This is a genomic window from Bacillus sp. SA1-12 (genome assembly GCF_000981385.1).
Lineage (GTDB): Bacteria > Bacillota > Bacilli > Bacillales > Bacillaceae > Metabacillus.
The window spans coordinates 49577-70916 of sequence record NZ_LATZ01000013.1; the positions used below are offsets into that span (position 1 = coordinate 49577).

The window sequence follows — 21340 nt, forward strand, 5'->3', positions numbered from 1 at the left end:
AAGTGCAAATGATCTGATTGGGGTCATGTATAAAAATAAATTGTTTCAAATTTTTCCCTTATCTACATAAACACCAGCAACAGTATACTTTAAAAAGCACCAGCACGCAAGAACATTTGTTCTAGAAGAGTGAAAAAATTTAATGAACTTGAAAAATGTTTACCTGGTATATTGCGCCTTACATATTCTAGCCAATAATTCCGGCATACAATCTCAAGGATGGCCTTTATTTGATTCGTCTACTAAAATCTTTTTTGATAAGATTACTGTTGACCAGCAATAAAGAAAAGGTTAATTTTACTTTAATTTCAATATCTTGAGTTTATCTATTTAATCATCAATTAATTAAACGCTTATTTAAAATAGCTGTTAAAAAACATTGTTGAGTTATCAATTGTTGATCGCTTAATCTGTTGGGTAAAAAAAAATCCCTAAAAAGGGAATTGAATAGAGTTAGTAAGTATTTTATCTTTGCATCATTCGTTTAATCATTTTAATCGCATCAAAATGCATGCCCTCATGGTATAAGCAAAAGGTAATAAATTCTTCTACAGTTGATAATGTAAGACCTCTTGAAGTTGTATATGGCTGCTTTACAGCCTCTTTCAATCGAGATTCTAAGGCTCCCTCGATTCTATCCAATTGATTTTCGAGCAGCTGAACAAGCTCCAGAACAGTTGGTGCTTGTTGTTCTCCCCATTCAGCCGGTTTCGTTCCTGGAGCAAATAATGCTGGGAACGATTCTGGCAGCTCCATTTTTTCTCCAATAAAATAGAACGCATTCCGTTCATGAATAAGATAAATATGACCTAAATTCCATTTAATATTATTATTGAACCCCGCTGGGATAAAAAGAGCCTCCTGATCATTGATACCTTTCACATCACTTAGAGTACAATTTCTTGCAAAACGTAATTGTTTAAAAATAACATTTCCCATATTGGTTCCTCCTCAAAAATTTCCAGATCCATTTTGATGGATATAAACAATGATCACAGAGCCCGACTACTACTGGTGTAAACAAATAACCACAGCTGCACCCTCCCATCATAAAAGGCAATCAAACTTGCTTCACCAGTTAAAGTACAGCCCTAACTTGTATTCCTGCCAGAGTGACTATGGTGGAGCTGGCAGATCTAAATTGATTTTACACCCATATTCCATACCGAATATTACTTTCAGCGTTTTCAAGTGAAATTTAATTAAAATACCTTTTAATAATGGATACTTAAAATGTCCTAATTATTTGATTTTACCAAATAATTCAAATCAATGGTAGGATGTAAGATCAGCTGAGTAAGCGAACTCAGTTATTTTTTTATTACTACGATATATAAACAAAAGTTAGATACCCTGTTTTTATAAACCATTGTTAATTTTCCGCTTTTTAATCCTAAATTCAGAAGATAGTTAATACTAAAGCACTTATTTTTCATAAAATTTTTGACACACTAAATTTGAATTGATTAAAAGGGTGTCACTTAATTAATCGTTTGTTTAAAAATCTATTAAAATCCATAGGTAACGCAAGATTTACAGAAAATTATCGTTTTGTTTCAAGTTCCCTTTCCCAAAACCACATTAAAATAAAAAAAACACACGTTGATCATCTATAAATCAAATACGTGTGTTTTTTATTTTCAACTATATTGTAAGCAATTAAATAGACAGGTACCCACTAATTACCGCACTTTTTCCCGCATAGCCTTTACCGGACGGTAGCTTGGTTCCCACATAGCATCGTTGACAGCTTGTTCAATATTAGCTGGCTTTATGCGAGCGACACCTGCATGTATTGCGGCTTTTGCTACTTCTATTGCTACTTTTTCCGAGATTGCTCGAATCTCTTCAACCTTCGGTAATAAAGGTGCACCAAGTCGGCTTACATCTATACTGTTTGCGATGGCCTCAGCAGCCGCAGTGAACATGGTGTCCGTAATGAGCTGAGCTTGCGTTACCATTGTTCCAAGGCCAAGGCCTGGAAATACAAATGCGTTGTTAGATTGTCCGATTGTGTAGATCGTGTCATTATACGTTACAGGAGCAAATGGACTTCCCGTTGCTACAAGCGCTCGTCCATCAGTCCATTGAATTAAATCAACAGGTTTTGCCTCGGACAATGAGGTTGGATTTGACATCGGCAATATGACAGGTCTCTCAACGTGAGATGCCATCTCTTTAATAATCTCTTCGGTAAATGCTCCAGCGACTGTTGATGTACCAATCAAAATGGTCGGTTGAACTTGGCTAACAACCTCCATAAGTCCAATTTCACCATTTGTGCTGTTACTCTTCCAATGAGTCACCTCTTTATTTGATCGAGCATAAGGCTTTTGAAAATCGAGCATCGTATCCATATCATCCGTGAGTAAACCAAATCGGTCAATACACCAGAATCTGCTGTTCGCCTCTTCTACTGATAATCCGTCACGTACCATCGCATCACGGATTTGGTCAGCGATTCCAATTCCGGCAGTGCCGGCTCCAAAGACGATAATCCGGTGTTCGCGTAATGGTATCTGCGAAACCCGCAAAGCCGCTAATACGGCAGCCAGTGTAACAGCCCCCGTTCCTTGGATATCATCGTTAAATGTACAAACTTTATTACGATACTTGGCCAAAATACTTGGAGCGTTACTAGAGCTGAAGTCTTCCCAATGCAGTAAGGCATTTGGAAATACCTTCTCTAATGTTGATACAACTCTGTCAATAAAGTTATCATATTGCTCCCCATGAATACGCGGATGCCGATTCCCAATATAAAACGGATTATTGAGCAGTTCTTCATTATTTGTCCCGACATCCAAGACAACAGGCATGACACAGCTAGGATCTATGCCTGCTGCAGCCGTATAGACAGCGAGCTTGCCGATAGCAATATTGATTCCTCCAACACCCCAGTCACCAATTCCTAATATACCTTCTCCATCAGTGATGACGATTAATTTAATATCCGTTGCATTTTCCCCAAAATTAACAAGTGCCTCTTCAATACCATTTGGATCATGAATGGATAAGTAAACCCCATGAGGACGGCGATATTCATGGCTATATCGCTGAATGGCCTCTCCAACTGTCGGCGTATAGACGACCGGCATCATTTCACTTAAATGATCGGTGAAAAGTCGATAAAATAAAACAGCATTACGGTCATGCAAAGCAGTCAAATAAATATTTTTACTCATGTCGGTTGGCTGTGACCGATATTGCTCATATGCACGTTGAGCCTGTTCTTCCAAAGTTAATACAGCCGGCGGCAGGAGACCAATTAATCCTAATTGTTTTCGCTCCTCCAGTGTGAATGCCACTCCTTTGTTAAGCACTGGTGTTGACAGTATCTCTGCACCCCGCATAACTGTTTCGAATTCCCCGTTAGGAGTAGAGATAAATTTATACATAAAATACCTTCCTTTTTCATCATACTTCTTTTTTATTATTTCTTAAAAGGGGGTTAACAAAATCCCCCTATATATTTACTCTCTATCAAATAATGCAGCACCGGAAATACCTGGTTTTGTCATTTCATAAGGATTTAATATTAGATCAAGTTCTTCTTCTGTTAATACATCGTACAGCAGGCACAGTTCACGAACAGATTTACCTTCAACTATCGCTTCTCTTGCAATACGAGCTGCCACTTCATAGCCAATATGCGGATTAACCGCTGTAATAATCCCGACGCTTTTTTCTACATATTTTTTTAGAAGCTCTTCGTTTGCTTCAATGTTCTTTAGACAAAAATCTGTAAAAGCACGGAAAGCATTATTCATAATGCTGATGGATTGAAGCAGGTTAAAGACAAGCACAGGTTCCATGACATTTAGCTCAAGCTGGCCAGCTTCCGAAGCCAGGCAGATGGTATGGTCATTGCCGATAACTTGAAAGGCAACCTGGTTGATCATTTCAGCCATCACCGGATTTACTTTTCCAGGCATAATCGATGAACCAGGCTGGCGGGCAGGCAATGTGATTTCACTTAAACCGGCACGAGGTCCAGATGCCATTAATCGTAAGTCATTCGCAATCTTAGACATATTCATCATACATACCTTTAACGCAGCAGAGACTTCTGTATAAGCATCGGTGTTTTGTGTTGCATCAACTAGATGCTCGGCTCCAACAAGCGGAAGGCTGCTAATTTCAGCCAAATGCTTAACAACCATTTCAATGTAGCGAGGATCTGCATTTAAACCTGTACCCACCGCTGTGGCACCCATGTTTACTTCATATAAATGCTGACGTGATTGTTTGATTCGCTTAATATCGCGTTCTAACACCCTGCTGTATGCCTCAAACTCCTGACCAAGGCGAATCGGCACAGCGTCCTGTAGATGTGTCCGGCCCATTTTTATGACATGATCAAATTGTTTGGCCTTTTCCTTAAAGACAACCAGCATATCCTCCATCGTCTTTAACAATTTTTCGAGTAAGTTAAGGGTAGCGATATGAATTGCTGTTGGAAATACATCGTTTGTTGATTGTGACATGTTCACATGAGTATTAGGGCTTAATTGAAGAACATAGTCGCCCTTCTCTTTTCCAAGCAATTCGAGTGCACGGTTGGCAATGACTTCGTTCGCATTCATATTCATCGATGTACCTGCACCGCCTTGAATTGGATCCACGATGAAGTGATCATGCCATTTTCCATTGATCACTTCGTCTGCAGCTTGAACGATCATTTTCCCAAGCCCCTCGTATAAGCGTTTCGTATCCATATTGGCTAAGGCTGCTGCTTTTTTTACGATGGCTAATGCTTTAATTAAATCTTCATGAATACGATAGCCTGTAATCGGAAAGTTCTCGACTGCTCGCAATGTTTGAATCCCATAGTATGCATCCGCAGGTACTTCTTTTGATCCTAAGAAATCCTTTTCAATCCGAACATTTTGTTTACTATTGATTGTTGACATGGTGTTCCCTCCATCAAGATTCTTTATCTTGTGATCAGCCACGTTTATCTACGTTTAGGCTGCGTTCGACTGTTTTATTGAATGAACGTATTTATTTGCTTGCTCTTGGTCAAATACACCTTCCCACTTGGACATCACAATCGCCGCTAATGAATTACCCATTACATTAACCGCAGTTCGCACCATATCTAAAATACGGTCAATACCAGCAATAAACGCCAGGCCTTCTAATGGCAATCCCATTGAACCAAGTGTTGTTAAGACAACAACGAACGATGCTCCTGGAACACCGGCCATTCCTTTGGAGGTTAACATTAAGACGAGTAATAATGTTATTTGCTGTGCAATGGACAAATCAATTCCATATATTTGAGCCACGAAAAGGGCAGCAAGTGCTTGATAAATAGATGAACCATCTAAATTAAACGTATAGCCAGTTGGAATAACAAATGAAGTAATGGATTTAGGACAGCCGAATTTCTCCATCTTCTCCATAATCCTAGGTAAGACAGACTCTGAGCTTGCCGTTGTAAATGCTAAAATCAATTCATCTTTTAATACCTTCATAAGAATGAAGATGCTTGTTCCGGACATTTTTGCGATAATGCCAAGAACAACTAAAACAAAGAAGATCATCGTCACATAGACGGCTAGCACTAGTTTTCCTAAAGGAATTAATGTGCCGATACCAAATTTAGCTACGGTAACCCCAATCAGTGCAAATACACCAAACGGAGCAAATTTCATTATTTGATTCGTCACCCAAAACATGGCTTCTAATACACCTTCAAAAAAGCTTAGGACAGGTTTTCCTTTGTCTCCTATCGCCGCAATTCCCAAGCCAAAAAGGACTGAGAAAAAGATAATCGGCAACAAATCACCTTGGACCATGGATTCAAAGACGTTTTTTGGAACAATATGGACAATCGTTTCTGCAAAGCCTTTACTTTCAGCTTCTTTTGTCGTTTCTTCATATTGGGAAATATCACTCTTTTCAAGATTGCTTGTATCTAATCCGGAACCTGGGTGAAACAAGTTAGCCGCCAGCAGGCCAATTGCGATGGCGATTGTGGTGACAATCTCAAAATAGAGAAGCGTCTTTCCGCCTAGTTTTCCTAATTTTTTAATATCACCAACTCCTGCTATTGAGACGACTAATGCAGCAATAACGATTGGAACAACAATCATCTTAATTAAATGAATAAAAATGTCGCCAATCGGTACCATAATGGCCATAGCTGTTTCATTACCGTGAAAGACAGCTCCGACAGCAATACCTAGTATAAGTGCAACAAATATTTGTGTAGCTAACCCAAACTTTTTCAATGAAATTCCTCCTTGTATCTTTTTGTTAACGCTTTCAAACTCGTGAATATTCTTAGTTTATATTCCGGACTACGAAAACCTACTGAAACCTACGAAAACCTACAAGAACAAATAGGAAAATATAATATCTCTATGAAAACCCTTTTCACTTTTTAGCTATTTCAGTACAATGTGTATTGTTTTTATCTAGTCATTCGGGAGGGACCGTCTTGAAAGAACGTACATGGTTTTTATTAATAATGATGATTGCGGTGCCTTTAGCTGGAGAATTTAAATTTTATCCATTTGATGATACCTTCAGAGTTAGTTTGGGGACGCCCGTCTTCTTCTTATTTTTGTTATGGGGAAAGAGGATGCACCCGATTCTTGCAGGTATTTTAGCGGGAACGAGTGTGTTTGCTTTTCGATTTTTTCTAGCTGTTGGGATCAGAGATATATCTATTGAAGAAGGAATGTATCTCCATCTTCCCGCCTTTTCCTATTACGTCATTTATGGTGTCCTATTTCATTGGTGGAAAATGAACGAACGGCATGATCAACCATTTATGATTGGAATCTTAGGGGTAGCTATTGAGATTATGGCAAGCTTATCGGAGATGTTGATCCGTTCCTCCTTGGTCTATAATGAGGATATATCTTTACTTGAGACCCAGCAACTCGTGATCATTGCATTTATCCGAAGCTTTTTTGTTCTTGGCTTTTTTAATATTTTTAAGCTGAGAGAAGCAAAGTTAGCAGAAGAAGAACAACGCCGACAAAAGGAAAAAATGCTTATTTTCATATCAAATTTGTATGAGGAATCCGTTCAACTGAAGAAAACGATGCAAAATGCGGAAGAAATCACCGGCATGTGTTATGATTTTTATCGCCGCTTAAAATCATCGGAAACAAACGGAAAAGAAGCGCAAACAGCGCTGCAAATTGCCGGTCTTGTGCATGAGATCAAAAAAGATAACCAGCGTATTTATGCAGGTTTATCGGAACTCATGTCTTCTGAAAGCCTGCAGGATTATATGAATATTGAACAGCTCGGTAACATCATGACTGTGTCAAATAGACGCTATGCAGAGTCCCTCGGCAAAGATGTTTCATTCTCCTTGCATATAAAGGGTGATCATCCTCCCTATCATGTATTTATGGTATTATCATTAATCAATAATTTGTTAGCCAATTCTGTAGAAGCCATTAAAGAAGAGGGTTACGTATCATTGGTTGTGAAAAGAAAGGATCAATATGTGGAGTTTTCTGTTAGTGACAATGGTCCTGGTATTGCACCTAAGCTCAAAGAAGTCATTTTTACAGAAGGCTTTACAACGAAGTTTGATTCAGGTGGAAACCCCTCAACAGGAATTGGTTTATCATATGTGAAACAAACAGTAGAAAAATGGGGTGGACAAATTTCGCTTATGCAAAACGATAATGAAACCACCTTTATCGTTGAACTTCCGATAAATACGATAGTAGAGAAAGGATGTGTGAGATGAATTACTTTATTATAGATGACGATCCCGCCATACGAGCAATGCTGACAGATATTATTGAAGACGGAGATTTAGGGAGTGTGGTAGGTGAAGCAGAAGACGGAGCAATAGTAGACAATGGCTTACTATCTTTAAAAAAAGTTGATATTGTCTTGATTGATTTGCTTATGCCAAGACGAGACGGAATTGAAACGATTCGGGCTCTTGCTGAAGGATTTCAAGGAAAATTTGTGATGATTTCCCAAATCGAAGCCAAGGAATTGATTGGCGAGGCCTATAGTTTAGGGGCGGAATATTACATTACAAAACCTCTCAACCATCTTGAAATAACAGGCATATTAAAAAAAGTAAACGAGCGGGTGCTGTTAGAACAATCGATCAGAGGCATTCAAGAATCGCTGAACTTGTTTACAGGCCGCCCTCAGTTCTCGTTCGTCCCCTCCTCTCATACAACAAGTTTAATGGAAGCGGGACGTTCCTTAATTTCTGATCTAGGGATGATAGGTGAAGGCGGCAGTGAGGATTTGCTTAAAATAGTAGTCTTTCTTCAGAAGGAAAAAGAAAGGCTCGGTTCTGCCTACGCCTTTCCATCACTAAAGGTCATTTTTGCTAGTATTGCTGCTGAAAAACTGGGAGATCAAACAAAAGAAGCTGAGATCCTGAAAGAAATGAAAGCATCTGAGCAGCGTGTCCGACGAGCTCTTTATCAGGCGCTTATCCATATTGCTTCATTGGGATTAACAGATTATACGAATCCTAAATTTGAAGCCTATGCTTCTACATTTTTTGATTTCTCAGAAGTGCGGAAAAAAATGCTCGAGCTGGAAGATAAAAGCAAAACACCAAACAACCAGAGCCGTATTAACATGAAAAAATTTATCCAAGCATTGTTTATGGAAGCAACAAAACTGATTGATTCATAAAAACATACTCCTTAAAAGCTTAATCAATAATTAAATGATCAATCTCGACAAAGTCTTTGCTGTCTCGAAATGTTCCTGCAGAGACACCCACTGCTTTACGGAACACTTTGTTGAAATAGTTGGCATTTGCATAGCCTACTTGGGCCGCAATGTCTGTAACAGTGAGGCTTGTGGAGCGAAGCAGCTCTGCAGCCTTTTGTATTCTAACTTTAGTCAGGTATTGAACAGGTGTCATATTCAGCTGCTGCTGAAACTGTTTAATAAAGTAATATCTTGAATAGCCGGATATAGCAGCGATCTCGTCAAGTGTGATCGGTTCATGATAATGTGTTTGGATAAAGGATAAGGCTTTTGTAATCTGAAGCGAAAACTCTTGAACTGTTTTTTCGATATTCCTTGTAAAACGGTAACACTCCATAATAAACTCATAGGCTTTTGCAGAGGCATAATAGGCGTCTGTAATCTTTTGCTCATATGTATCGTGATAGTTTCTCAGCAACAGCTGAATCAGCTTGGTATCAGGAGGAATTTTTAAAACCGGACCGCTTTGTTCTTTCATAAACCTCCAGCAGGCGGCTGCCTCGTTTCCTACAAGTGTAATAAATACAAACTCCCACCCTTCACTATCCTTTGGCAAATAATAGCGATGATCACTAGGAATCTCGACGATGAATGCTTCCCCAGCTTCTAACGAATAGCTTTTCCCATCTATATCGAGCCTGCCCACTCCTGAGAGCGTATATTGAAACACATAAGTACCGATATCTCTCCGCTTTAATCCGTGCCAATCATAAACATCACCAAACATTCTCTTTTCCCGGCCGAGCACCGAAATATTTGCCACATCATTAGGAAGTGCTTCATGAAAGCGAAAACCGTATGTTCCATAATCCTTCACCGTTTTTCCACGATTAGAAAAAGACAATATTCTACCCCCAAATCACACTAACTTACCATTGAAGTTAACTTGTAAACGTTTTACCATAATTATAACAATAAAAAATAAAAAGTTGAATAAGAGATGCCGCTCTATTTTTTAAAGCAATTTTTTATCCTACCTTAAAAAATAGATAGTCTCTGTTTCACTTTATAGGGAGGTACTTTTATGTCAAAAATTACGTTTATCGGAGCAGGAAGCACTGTTTTTGCCAAAAATGTTCTAGGTGATTGTATGTTTGTTCCAGCTTTAGCCGGATTCGAATTCGCATTATTTGATATAGATGAGCAACGCTTAAAGGATTCCGAAAGCATGCTAAACAACTTAAAGCAAAGCTTACAGGCAAATGTAGTTGTTAAAGCTTATACAGATCGTAAGGAAGCCTTAAGAGGAGCAAAATTCGTGATTAATGCCATTCAAGTCGGAGGCTATAAACCAAGTACAGTCATCGATTTTGAAATCCCTAAAAAATATGGGCTTCGCCAAACAATTGCCGATACAATTGGAATCGGCGGCATTTTCCGTTCACTTCGCACCATTCCGGTTATGTGGGATTTTGCCAAAGATATCGAAGAGGTTTGTCCTGACGCCTTATTATTAAACTATACAAATCCTATGGCAACATTAACAGGGGCAATGCTGCGCTATACAAATGTCAAAACAGTTGGATTATGCCACAGTGTACAAGTTTGCAGCGAGCACCTTCTCAAGTCTTTAGGCATGGATCATGAAGGAATTGAAGAAAAAATCGCTGGTATTAATCATATGGCATGGCTTCTTGAAATTAAGCGTGACGGCAAAGATTTATATCCGGAAATTAAACGTCGTGCAAGAGAAAAACAATTATCAAAGCATGATGATATGGTCCGCTTTGAATTAATGGATAAATTCGGTTATTACGTAACTGAGTCATCTGAGCATAATGCAGAATATCATCCATACTTCATTAAACGCCATTATCCGGAGCTCATTGAGAAATACAATATTCCTCTTGATGAGTACCCGCGCCGTTGTGTTGATCAAATTGATCGCTGGGAAAAAATGCGTGACGAGATTGTTAACAATGCGCAGCTTACCCATCAACGTTCTCATGAATATGGATCACGTATCATTGAAGCAATTGAGACAAACGTTCCATTTAAATTCGGCGGCAATATTCTTAACACAGGAAGATTAATTAGCAATTTACCAGAAAAAGCAGTTGTTGAAGTTTCCTGCGTTGCTGATCGCAGCGGCATCACCCCTTGCTATGTAGGAGATCTGCCGGAGCAATTAGCTGCCCTTAACCGAACAAATATTAATACACAGCTTCTAACAATTGAAGCAGCGGTAACGAAAAAGAGAGAACACATCTATCAGGCAGCCATGCTTGATCCTCATACTGCGGCTGAATTATCGCTCGACGACATCGTTGCATTATGCGATGATTTAATTGAAGCACATGGTGACTGGATTCCAAAATTCGAAGATCGTAAAGCTATTTCGTTTTCATAAAAATAACAACCACCCGTTTTTCACGGGTGGTTGTTTCTGGTGCCAAATGCTTTTTACAGATCATCACCTTGCTTTAAAAGTCTTTTGGAACAAACTAGGGTTTTCTCTTTCATAGCAGGCATTGATTATTGAAATGATATGGGTCACATTATTTTGTATTTGAGTCAATCTTTTCAACAGCTGTAAGAATTTCATTACGTGCACGATTTCTATGGGACTCCATTAAAATACCAGCAGCATTGCTGTCTTTTGCCTTCATACATGAGATAATTGCTTTATGCTCCACTATAGAACGCAAAGGAATAGGCCTATGATTAATTGTAAATAATCTTGCTCTATATAATTGGTCCGAATGGCTATCAATTACCGTCCTAAGACGTTTATTATCCGCATAGTCAATAATCAAGTGATGAAATTGATCATCTAATGCAGCCCATTTTTTTAAATCCTTTTGTTCAAGCGCTTCTTCCTGCTGCACAATTAATGATTCCAGCTTGTCCAGTTCTACTTCTCCAACCTTTGCGGTAGCGAGACTTACTGCAAGTCCATCGAGCGTTTCCACTATTTCATAAATTTCTTTAAGGTCTTCCCTCTCAATTGGTTCAACAATGAATCCGCGTCTCGGAATAAGACGAACCATGCCTTCAGTTTCCAATCGCACAAGAGCTTCCCTAACAGGAGTTCGACTCATTTGCAGCACTTCAGCCATCTCTCGCTCTAGTATCGTCTTACCAGGAGGAAGGATTAAATCACGGATAGCCAGCCGAACAATATGATATGCCCGTTGCGGCAACCGGTAATCATCAAATTCTTTTAGACTTTCAATAAAGAGCAAAAAATCTTCCCCCATGCTTGTTGCATATTGAGAAGGATGTTTTTCATTATCTTTATCAGTCAACTTTTTCACCATCTCTATCACCAAGTCAATTTTTATTTTCCCAATCAATCTTACGCTTAATATTTACTATTTTACATGCCTATAAAGAAAAAAGGTAGTTTGCAAATTCAATACAGATTCTTGAATGTTTATAGAACATCCATAAACGAACAGTATATCCGCTTTTCAGGCATCGCTAAAATTAGTGTCTGAATCTTATTGCGACTCATTTTATTAGATGCTCATATAAAGAGAGAAAGGTAGAAAGATTTCTAGGGAAATCTCTCTACCTTCCTCCTTTTATACCTCTGCTTCAACCTTCGTTAAATTCTCAATAATCACATCTGTAATTTCAATTGTATTATATGTTCCTCCCAAGTCACGAGTAAGAATGCCTTGGCGGGTCGTTTCCGCAATTGCTTTATTAATGACTTCTGCTTCTTCTTTTAACCCTAAATGATCTAACATAAGTGCAGCACTTCCAATAGCTCCAATTGGATTAGAAATTCCTTGTCCGGCAATATCAGGTGCTGAGCCGTGTACGGACTCAAACATACTTGGCGTCCGCCCTTCCGGATTTAGGTTTGCACTGGCAGCCAATCCCAAGCTGCCTGCCAAAGCGCTTCCTAAATCTGAAAGAATGTCTGCAAATAAATTTGAAGCCACCACAACTTCCAGCTCCTCAGGTTTTAATATAAACTGGGCAGCTGCTGCATCAACAAGCCATTGATCCGTCTCTACATCTGGATAATCTTTACTCACCCGAGCAAAGACTTCATCCCAGAGCACCATCCCATATTGTTGTGCGTTACTTTTCGTAATGCTTGTTACTTTCTTTCTTTTACGTGTCCGAGCCATATCAAAGGCAAAACGGATGATCCGTTCACAACCATGTTCGGTAAATAAAGCTGATTGTACAGCTACCTCTTTTCCAGGCCCGCGTCCTGAGAAATTCCTTCCCCCGATCCCTGAATATTCTCCCTCAGAGTTTTCACGAATCAATATCCAGTTAAGGGTATCTACATCTGGATGATTAAGTCGTCTTGGGACACCTGGCAGAAATTCAACAGGACGAATATTAGCCCACTGATCTAAACCCTGGCAGATTTCTAAACGCAATCCCCATAAGCTTACATGGTCTGGTACTCCCGGGAATCCAACTGCACCAAAGTAAATCGCATCATAATCTCTTAGTTTTTCAACCCCGTCTTCATCCATCATTTTTCCGTTTTTTAAATAATATTCACATCCCCAAGGATAGAAATCGCTTTCAAATTCAAACTTCCCGTTTGATTTCTTGGCTAAATGATTAATGACACGAAGTCCAGCCTCTACTACCTCTGTACCGATTCCATCACCAGGTACAACAGCTAAACGGAACTTTTTAGTCTCACTCATAAAAATGTCCTCCTCCTTTAACTCCCCTTAAAAGTGGTTAATTTTTTAAATTTCCTTATGATTCTAATCATAAATAACGTATACGTTATTGTCAATTGATTATTTTATAATCCTCAATTATTTTAGTGAGAAGCTTTTGTCCATCATAAGTAAATCTTATTTAATTCAAATAAAACATAAATCCCCTTAGTCAATCTTTGAATAATACCTGACCTTTATCATAATCACAACGTATACATTGATGTGTATTTTGAGAAGATTACTCTAAAATTTTATTATTATTATTAATCAGTCTAAGAAAAAGTGCGTTACATCTTTCTTAACAAGATTAAAACTTTATTTTCAATTTAAACTGCTAATAAAAAAATAAAGTCCAACTTTAAATGTCGGACTTTATTTTTGATGGGTTATTATTTGTTTTTTACCTAACCATTTCCCACTCATGAATGTTAAACCCTCGTGCTCCTTGGATGATATAGGGGTCTTGTTTTGTGAGTTGTTCCGCTTCTTCAAATGAATTAACTTGATAAATCACTAATCCCCCTTTTCCGTCAGCAAATCGACCATTTGCAAATATTTTGCCCTCTTCGCGCTTCTCGTTTAAATAGTTAAGATGATCTTCCCGGTACTTTTGGCTTTTCTCTTGATCCAACATCGGTAAAAATACAGCAAAGTATTTCATTGTAATAACCATCCTTTCTGCAATATTAAATGTTATCAAAATACACTTTTATATTTGTTTAACTGCATGAAGTAACCGAAATAATTGATTAGTCGTTACTCTTAAATTGTTGTATGTCACATTTGAATCCATCGCTTCATTCAGTGTCATAGGCTCATTCAAAATTGAAAAGTAGGAAGTAATACCAAGTTTGTTTAATTTAGATGTCTCATCAGTAATACAGCCTGCTAATGCAAGAACAGGTATTTTATATTTTTGGGCTAGTTGTGCTATCCCAAGAGGAGCCTTTCCCATTGATGTTTGACCATCCAGTTTCCCCTCCCCTGTAATCACAAGATCGATACCTTGCATGTTCTTTTCCACTTCAATGATTTCTAACACTAGATTGATACCAGATTGAAGCTGAGCATTTAAGAAGCCTGAAAATGCAGCTCCTAATCCGCCAGCTGCACCTGCACCAGCTATATTGTGAATATCTATATTTAATTCTTTAAGGACAACTTCAGCAAAATGTTTAAGCCCTTGATCAAGCTGTTCAATCATTTCAGGTGTAGCACCCTTTTGTGGCCCAAAAACATGTGTTGCTCCATTTGGGCCGTAAAGAGGGTTATTAACGTCACAAGCGACTTTGAACGTACATTCCTTCAATTTTGGGTTTACATGATTAAGATCAATTCTCCAAATATCTTGTAATTCCTTTGCATCCAATCCAACTTCTTCATTATTTTGGTTTAAAAAACAAAAACCTAACGCTTGAAGCATACCAATCCCTGCATCGTTTGTAGCGCTTCCACCAAGCCCAACGACAAATTCATTGCATCCTTTTCCTATAGCATCAAGAATGAGTTCCCCAACACCGTATGTGGTTGTAACCAGTGGGTTACGCTGATCAAAGGGAACCAGGGGCAAACCACATGCAGCAGCTACTTCAATAACCGCTGTCTTCTCGTCGCCTAAAATTCCATACATCGCATCCACTTTTTTTCTTAATGGACCCATGACTTGTTTTTTAATTATTTTACCGCCTGTTGCCTGTACCAATGTTTCAACAGTACCTTCACCGCCATCTGCTAAAGGAAGTGTGACAATCTTTGCTTCAGGATAGACATCCTTTATACCTAAAGAAATAGCTTCACTCCCTTTTAAAGAAGAAATACTTCCCTTAAACGAATCAATTGCAATTAAAACTTTCATCATTTGCACCTCCTGCATCTACATAGATTGTAGTAAAAGATAGCCCAGAATGTAATAGTCTTGATAACAAAAGAAATAAGATAGATTTTGGCATCCATAACAAAAAACTTCAAACTAAAAAGTTTGAAGTAAAAGAGCCATATAAAGCTTCACTGAATCATCGTAACTTCTTGGATTTGCCCCTGTTTTTTGAGCAATTCTATCAAGACGGTACTGCAAGGTGTTTTTATGAATAAATAGATCCTCAGCTGTCTTTTTGAGCGAAAGATTATGACTAAAATAGGAATGCAGCAAACTTATCTCCTCATCTGAAAGATCACCAATCAGCTTAGTTACATAATCATTTCTTATTGGGAAATCTATGTTTTCCATAATCAGTTCTAAATCCAGCTTTGCATATTCATACACTGTTACTTTTCTTGAAAGAGCATATTTCAAGGCAAATTTTGCATGTTTATAGGATCTTGGAAGTTCTTCTATCATGCCAATGCTTCCTATCCCTACAGAATAATTTAAATTCATCGTTTGGAAATATGAAGAAAATATTTGTTGTAAGTGATTGTACTGTGATTCATTAATAATTAGGGCATACTGGTTTGGAAATAAATAAGTAAAAAGGTTGATTCCCTGATCTAATAATATTTTATTCATTTTACCAGGAAGCGGTGTGGTATGATCGAACGCTTGAAAATGGATAATCGCTACAAATGCTCTCTCTTCTAATTCGTATTGCAGTTGATGCATGTTTCCATTTTTAAATACATGTTCTTTTTCATTCTCAAAAATCAGCATACGTACGATGGATGAGCGCAATTCGTCTATAGAATGATGGACGCTTTTTATCAGTTGTTCCTTTATTAATACCTCAGTGATTTTTGTGAGCAAAAAACCTAATGACCTGCATTCTTCAGGATCTCCAGAGATACCGATAACACCAAGCATTTTTTGATCAATCATTATTGGATAATTGATGCCTTTTTTAGCTCCCTTAAATACATCATCTTCCAAAACCTCTACAACACTTTCTGTTTCTTGCACTTCAAGTGCGGCAGCATGTAAAGAGCCAATTCTCTCTGGATCCGTACTAGCTAAAACCTTTCCGTCAAGATCGATAAAATTTATATCTTTCCCAATAACTTCTTTTGCTGCATCTACGATCATTTGAGCTAAAGAAGGACTAATTTGAAATTTTTCGTTCATCATCATCTTTTCCTTCTCTATTGTATTTTGTTATACTTATTTTACCATCAAATAAATGAGAAAGACTGAAAACATGACAATTACTTGATTCAGACTTTGAAACTGATTAAAAACCTATATGAAGTCTCCTGTTATTATTCATAATCATTAAAATAAACAATCTCAGATAGAATTTTACCCCCCTTTATCCTGCTAAAAACCTCCCTAGCTTCTCTTTCCGTGTTAAACTCATACATTTTCATCTTTTTATTGAAAAAGGTTGTAATAACCCACATGAACACTTCCCCCTCCTGACCTCATTTACTTTTTATTCTATCAGTCTACCTTAGGAGAATATGACTTAAGCTAGCTTTGACGTAAGATCGTAATTTTTCTTTGTATAGACATAGCCTTCTAAAATCATACGCGCTGTACGCACGACCTTAATTGCGCTAATCGTTCCGGCTATTAATTCAACCTTAGTTTCCATTATTCCAGCAGGATGTGCTAGACGGACAACTTCTTTCTTTACACTTATGATCTCAGATAGGATTGTGTCATTTAAAAAGGCTCCTGCTGTTGTACAAATAGCGCCAGTTATCGCTAGTGCCTGATGCGGTTTTTGCATGGATATCATTCTTATCGTACAGTCCATATCTGCAGCCTTTCTTTCAGATCCTGTCACATCGATATAATCTTGAGGTGAAGCAATAATTGTCATTTTTGGTACTGCTGGTGATTTTTGTGTTGCTTCCTCCTTCACAGCAAATTGACACATCTCGGCTGCCACTGACCTGATTTCCTCTAGTTCATTTAGTTTTTCTGCAGTTAATTCATGAGGCAGCTCAGTACCTGCTAAACCAACATCATGAGCATGAACAAAAACGAGCGGGTTAGCAACGTCAACAATAGAAACATTGATAGGTCCTTTTCGAGATTGAATGACATCAATCGGATTACCAGTAGGAAAAAGTTTCCCGGTTACTGCACCTTCGGCTCTCGTAAAAGAAAGATAAATAGGGGAACCCGTACCTGGTACACCAGGGATTGAACACATACCTTCCGTTTTGACACGGCCATTTTCCACCTCTACCTCAGCGACAATTACCTTTTGAGTATTTGTATTATATATTCTCACTCTTGTAATAGGTTCTATTGCTGGTACCAGACCCTGCTGAATAGCATAAGGACCGACTGCAGACGAAATATTTCCACAGTTTCCTTTAAAATCTACTAATTGATTTTCGATACTTACTTGGGCAAATGTATACTCGATATCGATTTCCTCTAGATCAGATTTTTTAATAATAGCTGCTTTACTTGTTAATGAATTGGCCCCGCCAAGTCCGTCAATTTGGCTTCGATCGGGACTTCCCATAATATCCAGCAAAAATTCTTCCCAAAGCATACGGTTTGATGGCATATCATTAAAATTTAAAAATACAGCTTTGCTCGTTCCACCACGCATAACAACAACAGGCACTCTCATCCTCTTACCACCTTTTCTGATTCACTTTTTAAAAGTACCGGTGCTTTTAAAATTATAGTATGATATGAACCATCATAAGTAAAATAGATATTTTGTTATAAAAACACAAAAAAATATTTATAATCAGAAGATTGGAGCTGAACGTGATGGATGAAAAAGACTGGAATGCGATCCGGATTTTATATCAAGAGAAAAATATTAGCCGTGCGTCAGAACGATTATATATTTCTCAGCCGGCCTTAACCTACCGCCTTAAAAATTTAGAAAAGGAGTTTGGTACCAAACTGTTTTTTAAAATTAAAGGGGGAATTGAGTTTACTTCTGAGGGCTTACATTTAGTTGAATATTCCGAAGAAATGATAAAAAAACTGCAAAAAACAAAAGATTATATGATTAATATGCAAAATGAGGTGAGAGGAACTCTAAGATTAGGCGTTTCAAGTAACTTTGCTCAATATAAGCTGCCAAAGATCTTAAAAAGATTTTCAACGAAGTTTCAAAATGTACAGTTTAATATAAATACAGGCTGGAGTACGGATATTTTAAACCTTCTTACCAACGATACGGTACAATTAGGCATCCTGCGGGGAAATTACGAATGGTACGGAAAAAGAACGTTATTGCACAAAGAAAAACTATGTTTAATTTCAAAAAAAGAAATTGATATGGGCAATTTACCAGACCTCCCATTTATTAATTACAAAACAGATAGTACCTTAAAAGCACTTATTAACGGATGGTGGCATGACAGATTTTCCGAGCCTCCCTTCATCATGATGGAAACAGATCGATTAGAGACCTGCAAAGAAATGGTGAAAAACGATTTAGGGGTTGCTATTGTTCCGCAAATTTGTTTACAGCCTTCTGATAACCTGCAAATCCAAGAATTATTTTATAACAATGGTGAACCGGTATTTAGAGATACCTGGTTAATGTATAATCAAGATTCATTAAAATTATCCACTGTTAAAAACTTCATAGATTTTTTAAATGAACATCCCACAATATAAAGGCGCTTTGCTGGTCTCAATGAAAGGGGAATAATCACTATTCCTCTTTTTTATAAACTTGATTATAAATTTTTTTTTATAAATTTCTTAAAAAATATATATTTTACTTATCTAATCGTTTGTAATATTCTAAAAACACAAAATATTAAATGGTGAATACCAGCTTCTATTTTTTAAAAAATATCATTTCATCGTTATTGAAAGCGATTTCTTTACTGGGAGGGATTCTTATTCTTACTTTTTTAGGAATTTCAATGGTTGTCGTTTTTACTTATTTGATTATGGCTAAAAAATTATCGCCTGTTACTGCACTTGTCATTGTCCCAATCGTATTTGCCGTTATTGGCGGATTCGGCTTAGAGCTCGGGAAAATGATGCTGGATGGATTAAAGGAAGTTGCTCCTTCAGCTGCCTTACTATTGTTTGCAATTATGTTTTTTGGCATCTTAATCGATGCAGGGTTATTCGATCCATTAATTAATCAAATGATGAAGTTCGTAAAAGGTGATCCTCTTAAAATTGCAATTGGAACAGCTATCATTGCCATGACTGTTGCTTTAGATGGAGACGGAACAACAACTCATATGATCACGATTTCTGCTATGCTGGCCCTTTATCTTCGAATTGGTATGAATCCGCTTATTCTTGCAACCATTTCCTTGCTTTCTGTCAGTATTATGAGCGGGATGACTCCTTGGGGAGGACCATCAACAAGAGCAATTGCTTCATTGGGACTTGATGCGAATGAATTTTTCCTTCCATTATTACCAACAATGCTATCAGGGATAGGGTGTATTCTTTTTATCGCCTTTGTTCTTGGAAAAAAAGAAAGAGCACGAATTGGCGTGATCAATGTTGAAAATATTTCACCTCAATCATTAGAACTAAGCGAAGCTGCAGCAGCCTATTCACTGCAAGAGGATACGAAACGCCCCAAACTAAGATGGGTAAATCTCTTGTTAACTTTAGCTGTTATGGTTGTGTTAGTTATGGGGTTAATATCCGCCCCGGTCCTATTTCTAATTGGTTTTGTAATCGCTACCATGATTAACTATCCTAATTTAGAGGAACAAAAGGAACGAATTTTGGCACACGCACCGAACGCACTAACTGTAGTCATCCTTGTGTTTGCTGCTGGTATTTTCTCTGGAATTTTTTCCGGAACAAAAATGGTCGACGCCATTTCAAATGCATTAGTCTCGATCATTCCAGAGTCTGTAGGTTCCTTCTTCCCTTTAGTTGTTGCATTAACAAGCATGCCATTTACGTTCGTATTGTCCAATGATGCTTATTACTTTGGAGTGCTGCCTATTCTTGCTGAAGCAGGTGCAGCATACGGGGTAAGCCCCTTAGAAATCGCCAGAGCATCTGTATTAGGGCAGCCTGTACATTTTCTAAGTCCGCTTGTTGCCTCCACTCTTTTACTAGTAGGAATGGTTAAAACAGATATTGGTGAATTCCAACGTTATGCATTTAAATGGACTCTTCTCTGTTCGTTAGTCATCATTGCTGCAGCTTTTATAACAAGTGCAATCAGCTAAGAACAAAAGCGCAAGCGCACTTAGCATTCCGCGACAAGCATATGGCAAATAGGAATAGAAGGTATTCTTTCCCTTCAATTCCTATTTGACTAGATCCTAGAGCCAGTCAGAAACCAGAGCTTCCTTATCTCTTGACTGTACTTGCACATCCTGTGCTTCACCGATGGCGTCTAGAGCTGGACACAAAACTAATTCAAAAGGTTATAATCGCTTATATTGCAAAACAAAAACTAAGGCTGTCTAAAAACCACCTCAGATCCTTTGGTTTTTAGACAGCCCTTATAAGTATCTAGCTCTCTTGATCCTTTGATAAATGGTCACTAACCTCTACAATTACCTTCACAATCGTTTTTGCGAGATTCATGACAGTAAACAAACGGGTATCATTTAAAAATTGAGTCGTTGGCAAGGGATCTATATAATTTACAATCCCAACGAAATGATAATCTCCTACTGCAGGAAGCATCTTTTCTACTGCTTTTCCTGGAATTAATGGCCCCTCTTTAAATAGGATATAACCTACTTGATTCTCCTTGCCAATTGAGGCATCAACGCTAATAATAAGAGGCTTTTTAAATTGCTTCTTAATTTCCTTTACGATACCTTTTAAATTAAATGCATGTACTGGCTCTTCTAACGTTCCGTAAACACGGAAAGGAACTTGACTTTCTTTAAGCATTGTCCCAACTAAAGGACCTAAAGAATCGCCAACATACCGATCAGACCCTATACATAAAAGAACCACATCTTTGCATGAGGAGTCTTGAATAATTTCTTTCAATTTAATTGCTAACTTCTCTATATCTTTTTCTTCTGTCCTGCCTTTGGATTTTATTTGATAGGAATATGTTTCTTGCATCTTTTTTTCTTTATCGTAATAAAAAGCACACACAGTG

18 protein-coding genes are annotated in these 21340 nt (G+C 37.8%); 5 read left to right on the forward strand and 13 right to left on the reverse strand.

What is annotated here, in order from left to right; all coding sequences use genetic code 11:
• Nucleotides 1-465 precede the first annotated feature (465 nt).
• The 4 genes from WQ54_RS10465 to WQ54_RS10480 all read right to left on the reverse strand — a co-directional run bounded on the left by WQ54_RS10465 (nt 466) and on the right by WQ54_RS10480 (nt 6239).
• On the reverse strand, nt 466-939 hold the full coding sequence (locus WQ54_RS10465; protein ID WP_046516040.1) for a DinB family protein: 474 nt from the start codon (nt 937-939) through the stop codon (nt 466-468).
• A gap of 743 nt (nt 940-1682) precedes the next feature.
• Entirely contained in the window at nt 1683-3398 is a 1716-nt protein-coding gene (locus WQ54_RS10470) for an NAD-dependent malic enzyme (RefSeq protein ID WP_046516043.1), read from the reverse strand.
• Nucleotides 3399-3473: 75 nt separating this feature from the next.
• Nucleotides 3474-4913, reverse strand: coding sequence for an aspartate ammonia-lyase (aspA, locus tag WQ54_RS10475; RefSeq protein WP_046516045.1), 1440 nt, complete (start codon nt 4911-4913; stop codon nt 3474-3476).
• Nucleotides 4914-4967: 54 nt separating this feature from the next.
• Nucleotides 4968-6239: a cation:dicarboxylate symporter family transporter gene (locus tag WQ54_RS10480; protein ID WP_046516047.1), complete on the reverse strand. Its 1272-nt coding sequence runs from the start codon at nt 6237-6239 to the stop codon at nt 4968-4970.
• Nucleotides 6240-6448: 209 nt separating this feature from the next.
• Between WQ54_RS10480 and WQ54_RS10485 the strand changes: the two genes are divergently transcribed.
• Together WQ54_RS10485 and WQ54_RS10490 are read left to right on the forward strand one after the other, a co-directional pair.
• Nucleotides 6449-7723 (forward strand): sensor histidine kinase, encoded by a 1275-nt coding sequence (locus WQ54_RS10485; RefSeq protein ID WP_052737744.1) that lies wholly within the window; start codon nt 6449-6451, stop codon nt 7721-7723.
• Nucleotides 7720-8643: a response regulator gene (locus WQ54_RS10490; RefSeq protein WP_046516049.1), complete on the forward strand. Its 924-nt coding sequence runs from the start codon at nt 7720-7722 to the stop codon at nt 8641-8643. The genes WQ54_RS10485 and WQ54_RS10490 overlap by 4 nt, the downstream gene beginning before the upstream one ends.
• A gap of 19 nt (nt 8644-8662) precedes the next feature.
• On the opposite strand, the gene WQ54_RS10495 is transcribed toward WQ54_RS10490, so the two are convergent.
• Nucleotides 8663-9568: an AraC family transcriptional regulator gene (locus WQ54_RS10495; protein WP_231597495.1), complete on the reverse strand. Its 906-nt coding sequence runs from the start codon at nt 9566-9568 to the stop codon at nt 8663-8665.
• 180 nt (nt 9569-9748) lie between these two features.
• On the opposite strand from WQ54_RS10495, the gene WQ54_RS10500 reads away from it, so the two are divergent.
• A complete protein-coding gene (locus tag WQ54_RS10500; protein WP_046516051.1) occupies nt 9749-11074 on the forward strand; it encodes an alpha-glucosidase/alpha-galactosidase in 1326 nt (441 codons plus the stop codon).
• A gap of 148 nt (nt 11075-11222) precedes the next feature.
• Here WQ54_RS10500 and WQ54_RS10505 read toward each other — a convergent pair whose 3' ends face one another.
• From WQ54_RS10505 to WQ54_RS10530, 7 genes are all read right to left on the reverse strand, one after another.
• Entirely contained in the window at nt 11223-11984 is a 762-nt protein-coding gene (locus WQ54_RS10505) for a GntR family transcriptional regulator (RefSeq protein WP_156177863.1), read from the reverse strand.
• Between the two features lie 267 nt (nt 11985-12251).
• On the reverse strand, nt 12252-13349 hold the full coding sequence (locus tag WQ54_RS10510) for a tartrate dehydrogenase (RefSeq protein WP_046516054.1): 1098 nt from the start codon (nt 13347-13349) through the stop codon (nt 12252-12254).
• Nucleotides 13350-13770: 421 nt separating this feature from the next.
• On the reverse strand, nt 13771-14031 hold the full coding sequence (locus WQ54_RS10515) for a YciI family protein (RefSeq protein WP_046516056.1): 261 nt from the start codon (nt 14029-14031) through the stop codon (nt 13771-13773).
• Nucleotides 14032-14079: 48 nt separating this feature from the next.
• A complete protein-coding gene (locus WQ54_RS10520; protein ID WP_331435098.1) occupies nt 14080-15228 on the reverse strand; it encodes a glycerate kinase in 1149 nt (382 codons plus the stop codon).
• A 111-nt stretch (nt 15229-15339) separates the two neighbouring features.
• Nucleotides 15340-16431 carry a sugar diacid recognition domain-containing protein gene (locus WQ54_RS10525; RefSeq protein WP_084821962.1) on the reverse strand — a complete coding sequence of 364 codons (1092 nt, stop codon included), beginning with the start codon at nt 16429-16431 and terminating at the stop codon, nt 15340-15342.
• A gap of 128 nt (nt 16432-16559) precedes the next feature.
• A complete protein-coding gene (locus tag WQ54_RS34250; protein WP_197089579.1) occupies nt 16560-16700 on the reverse strand; it encodes a hypothetical protein in 141 nt (46 codons plus the stop codon).
• Between the two features lie 65 nt (nt 16701-16765).
• Nucleotides 16766-17893: a 2-methylaconitate cis-trans isomerase PrpF family protein gene (locus WQ54_RS10530; RefSeq protein ID WP_046516062.1), complete on the reverse strand. Its 1128-nt coding sequence runs from the start codon at nt 17891-17893 to the stop codon at nt 16766-16768.
• Nucleotides 17894-18039: 146 nt separating this feature from the next.
• Between WQ54_RS10530 and WQ54_RS10535 the strand changes: the two genes are divergently transcribed.
• Nucleotides 18040-18903 carry a LysR family transcriptional regulator gene (locus WQ54_RS10535; RefSeq protein WP_046516065.1) on the forward strand — a complete coding sequence of 288 codons (864 nt, stop codon included), beginning with the start codon at nt 18040-18042 and terminating at the stop codon, nt 18901-18903.
• 230 nt (nt 18904-19133) lie between these two features.
• The gene (locus WQ54_RS10540) at nt 19134-20444 is read left to right on the forward strand and encodes a CitMHS family transporter (RefSeq protein ID WP_046516104.1); all 1311 of its coding nucleotides are present in this window, start codon (nt 19134-19136) and stop codon (nt 20442-20444) included.
• A gap of 289 nt (nt 20445-20733) precedes the next feature.
• On the opposite strand, the gene yyaC is transcribed toward WQ54_RS10540, so the two are convergent.
• Nucleotides 20734-21336: a spore protease YyaC gene (gene yyaC, locus WQ54_RS10545; protein ID WP_231597496.1), complete on the reverse strand. Its 603-nt coding sequence runs from the start codon at nt 21334-21336 to the stop codon at nt 20734-20736.
• Between the last annotated feature and the right edge of the window lie 4 nt (nt 21337-21340).